General features: G+C 68.7%; 7 protein-coding genes. 6 read left to right on the plus strand and 1 reads right to left on the minus strand.

The window, feature by feature from the left end; genetic code table 11:
- The first annotated feature begins 127 nt into the window (after positions 1-127).
- The 6 genes from ABZV34_RS14770 (at position 128) to ABZV34_RS14795 (ending at position 4872) form a co-directional block, all read left to right on the plus strand.
- The gene (locus tag ABZV34_RS14770; RefSeq protein ID WP_356275197.1) at positions 128-295 is read left to right on the plus strand and encodes a hypothetical protein; all 168 of its coding nucleotides are present in this window, start codon (positions 128-130) and stop codon (positions 293-295) included.
- A 51-nt stretch (positions 296-346) separates the two neighbouring features.
- Positions 347-772: a WXG100 family type VII secretion target gene (locus ABZV34_RS14775; protein WP_356275200.1), complete on the plus strand. Its 426-nt coding sequence runs from the start codon at positions 347-349 to the stop codon at positions 770-772.
- Positions 773-814: 42 nt separating this feature from the next.
- Complete coding sequence (locus tag ABZV34_RS14780; RefSeq protein ID WP_356275203.1) at positions 815-1129, plus strand: WXG100 family type VII secretion target; 315 nt, start codon at positions 815-817, stop codon at positions 1127-1129.
- Positions 1129-2880, plus strand: a complete 1752-nt coding sequence (locus tag ABZV34_RS14785; protein ID WP_356275206.1) for an RNase A-like domain-containing protein — start codon at positions 1129-1131, stop codon at positions 2878-2880. The genes ABZV34_RS14780 and ABZV34_RS14785 overlap by 1 nt, the downstream gene beginning before the upstream one ends.
- Before the next feature lie 74 nt (positions 2881-2954).
- Positions 2955-3554, plus strand: a complete 600-nt coding sequence (locus tag ABZV34_RS14790; RefSeq protein WP_356275209.1) for a hypothetical protein — start codon at positions 2955-2957, stop codon at positions 3552-3554.
- 22 nt (positions 3555-3576) lie between these two features.
- Complete coding sequence (locus ABZV34_RS14795) at positions 3577-4872, plus strand: hypothetical protein (protein ID WP_356275212.1); 1296 nt, start codon at positions 3577-3579, stop codon at positions 4870-4872.
- A gap of 199 nt (positions 4873-5071) precedes the next feature.
- Here ABZV34_RS14795 and ABZV34_RS14800 read toward each other — a convergent pair.
- On the minus strand, positions 5072-6000 hold a 929-nt coding region (locus tag ABZV34_RS14800), incomplete at its 5' end, for an IS4 family transposase (RefSeq protein ID WP_356275215.1).

Below are 6000 nucleotides of genomic sequence, written 5' to 3' on the forward strand. Positions count from 1 at the left end.
CGGCCGGCATGGAGACCGGACGCCACTGTTCTCACCGCGCTCGCGGCGACACCCGTACCGAACACGGTGACGGCCGCCGCGGGCGCGACGTCGTTCCCGGCGACCCCGTCGGTCCCGGCGGCCACATGTGACCTCGTCGGTCCCGGCGGCCACGGTGACCTCGTCGGTCCCGGCGGCCACGGCACGCCCGGCGACCACCGAACTGGCCTCGAACACGGCCCTGTACGCCGACCCGGCCTGGACGGAGGGCGTCGACTGGGGCAGTGAGGCGGGTGGGTCGGGCGTGAGTTGTTAGGGTCACCCATACGCACACACGAGTTGACGGACTGACGCGACGGGGGTCGGCGTGAGTGACCGCACGGACCATCAGGGCGGCCCAAGGGATCTGCGGGCCTCCCACGAGGATCTGACGAAGCTGGCCGGCGACCTCGGCGACATGCGGGACCACCTGGACCGACAAGCCAGGCGCATGGACGCGATCGTCGACCGCGTCGAGGCGGGCTGGCGGGGCCAGGCGGCGACGGCGTACCGGGAGTTCCACCGGGCGGCGACCGAGGACACGGTGCGCATCCGCGAAGTGATGAACCACCTGGAACAGGCCGTGCGGCTGAGCCGGGACGGCTTCACCGAACAGGAACTGGCCGTGGTCGAGCAGATGCGCCGGATCCGGGTGGACATGGGCAGCGAGGTCGACCGCCTCTCCACGCCCAACCCGGACACCGCGTCGCCGACCCCGCCCGCGCGCCCGGGCAGCGGCCTGGACGCCCTCTGACCTCGCACGGACCACGAAGCACCGTTCACGCACGGGGGAGCCATGCAGCCCGGAGATGCCGACGACGACCACATAGCCGTCTCCTTCACCACCCTTCACGAGGCGGCCGCCGAGCTCGAGGACGTCCTCAGGAAGCTCAACAGCCGACTGGACGACCTCTACGACCGCGCCGTCCCCGTCGTTCTGTCCTGGGAAGGCGAGGCCCGAGAGGTCTTCGTCGACAAACTCGACGAGTGGGACCGCTCGGCCCAGGACCTGCAGGCGGCCCAGAAATGGCTGCACACGTACGTGACCACCGGCCACACCAACTACGCGGCGGCACACCGGGCGGTGCTGCGGGGTTGGGGGGCGGGTTGATGACCCACCGTCCCAGCGATGCCGAACGCAAACAGGAACGGGACCAGTTGCAGCCGTCGCCTCCCGGCGGCGGCGGTGGGTTCGACGTGCAGCCACCGCACCTGTACTACTCGTCCGCGGTGGTGCGTGACGGACAGTTCGACTACGACAAGGGCGCCACCCAACTGGTCGAGGCGCTCAATCAGTACAGCCAGTCGGCGGGGAAAGGGTGGGGTCCCGACTCCTTCGCCGACGTCTACACGCGAATCACCGAGAAGTTCATCAGGACCTGGGCAACCAGCGTGGTGAGCGTCGGTGGTGTCGCGGTCGGGCTGACGGTGACGGCCAACAACTACCGGGCGGCGGACTGGTTCGCGCGCGGAATGCAGGGGCCACCGCCACGCCGCATACCCCCGGCCGTCATCGACAAGGAGCCCGACTACGGCAGGATCAACGGCATCAGGTGGACCGGTACGGGCGAGGACGCCGACTCCTCGGCCATCTCCGGGGCGCTCGGCGAGATTCCGGACTTTCTCGCGGACGTCATCCGGCCGGCCATCGAGTACGGGCTCAACCTTGGCAAGACCCACGAGATCACTCCGGGCGCTCGCGAGGGCGACCTGAAGGGGATGGCTACCGCGTGGCGCCAGGCCGGGAGCACGGCCTTGGCAGCGGGCGACAGCTTCACGTCCGCCATCAGCTATCTGACCGACCCTCAGGGAAATAGTGAGTGGCAGGGGGCGATGAAGTCGTTCTGCCAGGTGATCTGGGGGACCACCGCCTGGGGCCGCAACCGTGACGCGCGGGGCAGTATCGCCCAGCAGGGCGGTCGCGGCTGGAAGACCTCGGGGACCGTGCCACCTGCCCAGCGCCGCCCGATTCTGGAAGTCCTGCACCACACCGCCGACACCATCCAGAAGACCTGCGACGAGCTCGCCCAGGTGGCGAGGACCTGCCGTGAGACCACCACCAACCTGGCCAGGACGGCGGCGAAGGGGATGGTGGCGGACCTGACGACCGGGCTTGACCCGCTGGAGCTGCTCGAACTCGCCGGCAGCGCCATGTTCGGCAAGTTGGTCATGACCTTCCGCCAGCACATGGACCGGGTGGCCGCGGACCAGGCCGTCGGGATCTACCAGCAGAAGTTCAGTGACGCGGCCGGCGCACTCCTCGAGCTGGAGTGGGAACTGGACGAGGCGCTCAGAAGCGCGCCCACGTTCAGAGCCGAGGAGGCCAGAGCCGAAGCCTTCGGTGGCCGTTCGATGAACGAGTTCAAGAACGAGCACAAGCTGCTGAACGGGAAGAACCCGTTCCCGTACAAGTACACGATCGATCTGGCGATGGCCGAGGATCTGGGCGGCGGTCACACCATCGACAAGCACGTCGGCAAGACTGACGCCCAACTCCTGCAGCGGTTGCGCGACCAGGCCAAGGGGAACGGCGAGCCGAAGATCCCGGCGGCATCGAGTTTTGTCGACCTGGCTTCGGCCCAGAAGTACACGCAGTACTGCATCCGGCAGAAGAGCGGCGACATCGACGCGTGGTTGGCGACCGGGCCGCCTCCCCACCCGCCGAGCAAGGTGTTCGAGGTCAGCGCGGTGGGTCCGGCCGCGAACAGTCCACTGTCCGTGGCCCCGGTGACCGGGCGCACCTCCAGGGTGGTCAACGGCCGGGCGACCCCGGTGGTCGACGCGCACGGTGTTGCCACCCGCCTCAAATACGACCCCGGTCTCCATCCGCCCTTCGTGGTGGTCACCTCCATGCCCGAGTAGGGCCCGATCAGGCCCGCATAGGCTGCTCCCTCGCCCTGTGCCCTCACCGAACACGACCGTCAAAAGGAGCCGCGATGCCGACGCTGGACGCCGGGACCTGGGCCGAGGCGCTCAGCATGTACGAGCGGCGCTACTCGTACGTGTTGGTGGGACCCCGTGCACACCAGGACTGGGTGCGGGACGCCGCGGCAGTCATGCGCCGGGAGGTGGCGGATCCGAGGTCCTGGAGATGGCTCGACGCCGACGAGGGCGAGGAGGAGCGCCTGGAGGACACGTTCTTCCCCTTCGTCCCGCCACCTGCCGATCCTCAAGGCGTGGCGGCGTGGCGGCGTGGTCTGTGGACGGTTCCCCGGATGTCGGTGGAGAGGTTGCTCGTCGTGCTGTCCACGACGTGGCTGAGTGTTCCCAAGGAACGTGCCCGCAACGGCTTCGAGGCCCGGCGGGCGGAACTCGAGCGGAAGGCACGGGTGATCCTGTCCCGCTTTCCGGAAGGGACCTCCTTCTACACGAATGCCGGTCACCCGAGCGCGAGCCCCGGCGGCGATGTCAATGCTCCGGACTTCTACGAGGCGATCACTGGCTGCACGCCCGTCTCCCAGTACGATTGGGATCTTGGTCTGATCGCGGTGACCGACACGGAGATCGGTCTCTTCTGGTCCTTCGACGCGACGTGAAGACGCCGCATGGAGATCCGCGATGACGGGACTCCGCAACGCATCAGGGGAAGCGGCATCGCCGTCGACCACGCCCCCGGCAGTCCCGGGCCCCGGCTCGCCGCCCGCGCGATCGTCCGTCCCGGGGACGACACCTGCCCCTTCTCCCGGTTCGCTCAAGGACCCCCAGGGCAAGGACGTCTCGCAGCAGGACACCGGCTCGGCGCGGCGCCGGCGCTCGGAGGAACTGGCGGCGATGAAGCCCGCCGCGCCGGGCAGCGCCATCGGCTTCGACGTCCAGCCGCAGCACGTGTACTACGCCTCCAACGTGCTGCGCAACGCCCAGTACGACTTCGCGGACCGGGCCAGGAGCCTCGTCGACACTCTGGACGGGTACCCGCACGCGGCGGGGTGCGGGACCGGCCCGGAGGCCTTCGCGAAGGCGTACGCCGAGACCGCCGCTCTCTTCCTGGAGGTGTGGGACAGGGCCACGGAGGGCGTCGGCGGCGCTGCCGTGGGCCTCACGGTGACGGCCAACAACTACGCGGAAGCCGAGCACGCCACCAACGTCCTGACCCCGGCCGTGGTGAAGAAGAGCCCACCGGCCGTCCTCAAGAAGTCCGGCGCGGGCGGCCCCGTCGCCGAACTCGGCTGGGGCGGCGCGCCCGCCGACGACGGCTGGGGCAACGCGATCGTCGACGACGTCTCCGGAGTGGTGAGCTGGGCCGGAGACCACATCCTGCGCCCGGTCCTCAAGTACGTGCTGCAGCACGGGAAGGTCGCCGACATCACGCCCGGCGGCGACGACGTCGACCTTCCCAAGATCGCGCAGGCTTGGCGCCAGGCCTGTACGGATGCCAGGAAGTCCGCGGCCGCCTTCGACGACGCGATCGCCTACATCACCAATACCGCGCCGGGCCACGACGAGTGGCAGAGCGCGATGAAGCAGTTCTGCTCGGCGATCTGGGGAACGTCGGACTGGGGGAAGGAGCACCACGGCTACAAGTGGGCCCACAAGGAAGGGCAGCAGCCCGCGCTGGATGTCCTCCAGGACACCGCACGTGCTGTCGCGACCGCGTGCGACGGGGCCGGCGCCGAGGTGACGAAGATCAGGTCCACGATCACTGATGTCTACAAGGACGCCGCACTGAAGACCTTCGCCGCGAAAGGGGTCATGGATGCGCTGGAGAAGCTCGGTGAACTCCCTGGGTTGGCAGCGGAGTTCGTTTCCAACATCGACACGGGACGCCTCAATCATGCCGTCGACTCCTACAACACCGGGATGCACGGCCATGGGGACGACCTGACCCGTCTCAAGGCAATGCCACTTAGCTTGTGATGATCATGGTGTGGCTGCCGGAATGTTGTAGATCTTGATGGTTGGCGGTCCGTCGTGTCGGGTGCCGTGGTCAGTCGGCTTCTTGGTGCGATAGCGGCTGCGTAGCGCCTTCTTGACCACGCGGGGGTAACTGCGGTTTCTGCGCGCCGAGTTGAGGTTGCGGCGGGTGGTGATGTCACGCTTGAAGGTGGCGAGTGGGTCACTGGGGCGGGCAGGGGGGGAAAGCCGCCGGGTCGGCGACCTGGCGGCGGACGAGACGCACGGTGCGCAGGAATTTGACCCGGTCAGGATCGATGTCGGCCTCGGTCGCGGCCCGGCAGATCAGGGAGACGATCGCGTAGTGCGCGAGCAGATATCCATAGAGCTCCTGTCGCACCATGTCCGGACTGCGCGAGCGCAGGATCTGTGCGGGTCCCCTCAGGTAGCGCTTGATCTGCGAGAACCCCGTTTCGTGTTCCCAGCGCTCATGGTAGGCGGCGGCAAGTCGGGCCGCCTCGGCCCGCCCGGGGTCAAGGAGTGTGGTGATCAGGCAGACCGTCTCGCGCTCAGCGTCCACTCCCCGGTCAGTGACCTCGTACTCCACCACCCGCACGATCCGCGCCAGGGCCGGATCAGTAACGCTGCCGGCCGCGGCCGTCTCCAGCAACCGCTGACGCGCCCCGGCCCGCACCGACCGGTCGTGCACGACCGAGAGGTACGAACCGTCGGCCAGGGTGGCCAGGACCGGGAGCCGCAGCTGGGTGGAGACTCTCCACAACATCTGAGCGCCAGTGTCCGAAGCGGCTGTCCAGCCGGCGAAGTTGTAGAAGTTGCGGTCGGCCAGCACCAGCATGTCCGGCTCCAGACGCGGGAACAGGCGCCTGGCCAGGGCCTGTTCGGGCGTCCGGATCCCGTCCATCTCCGCGTCCAGGTGCGCATGCGATCCGCATTCGGTCAGCGTCACCATGCGCACCTGCGGAAACGCCGAGGCGTAGTTCCCCGAACCGCTGACGCCGAAAGCCTCACGGTTGCCCGGGCTGTCCGGTGCCTCCCGGACCACGCCGTCGATCGCCGCCAGACGGCAGCCCGCCAGCCAGGCGCCCCGTGTCATCGGCTCCGCCACCGGCCGCGCGACCTGCGCGAAGATCT

It is taken from the genome of Streptomyces sp. NPDC005195, from assembly GCF_040608315.1.
GTDB classification, from domain to species: Bacteria; Actinomycetota; Actinomycetes; order Streptomycetales; family Streptomycetaceae; genus Streptomyces; species Streptomyces kaempferi.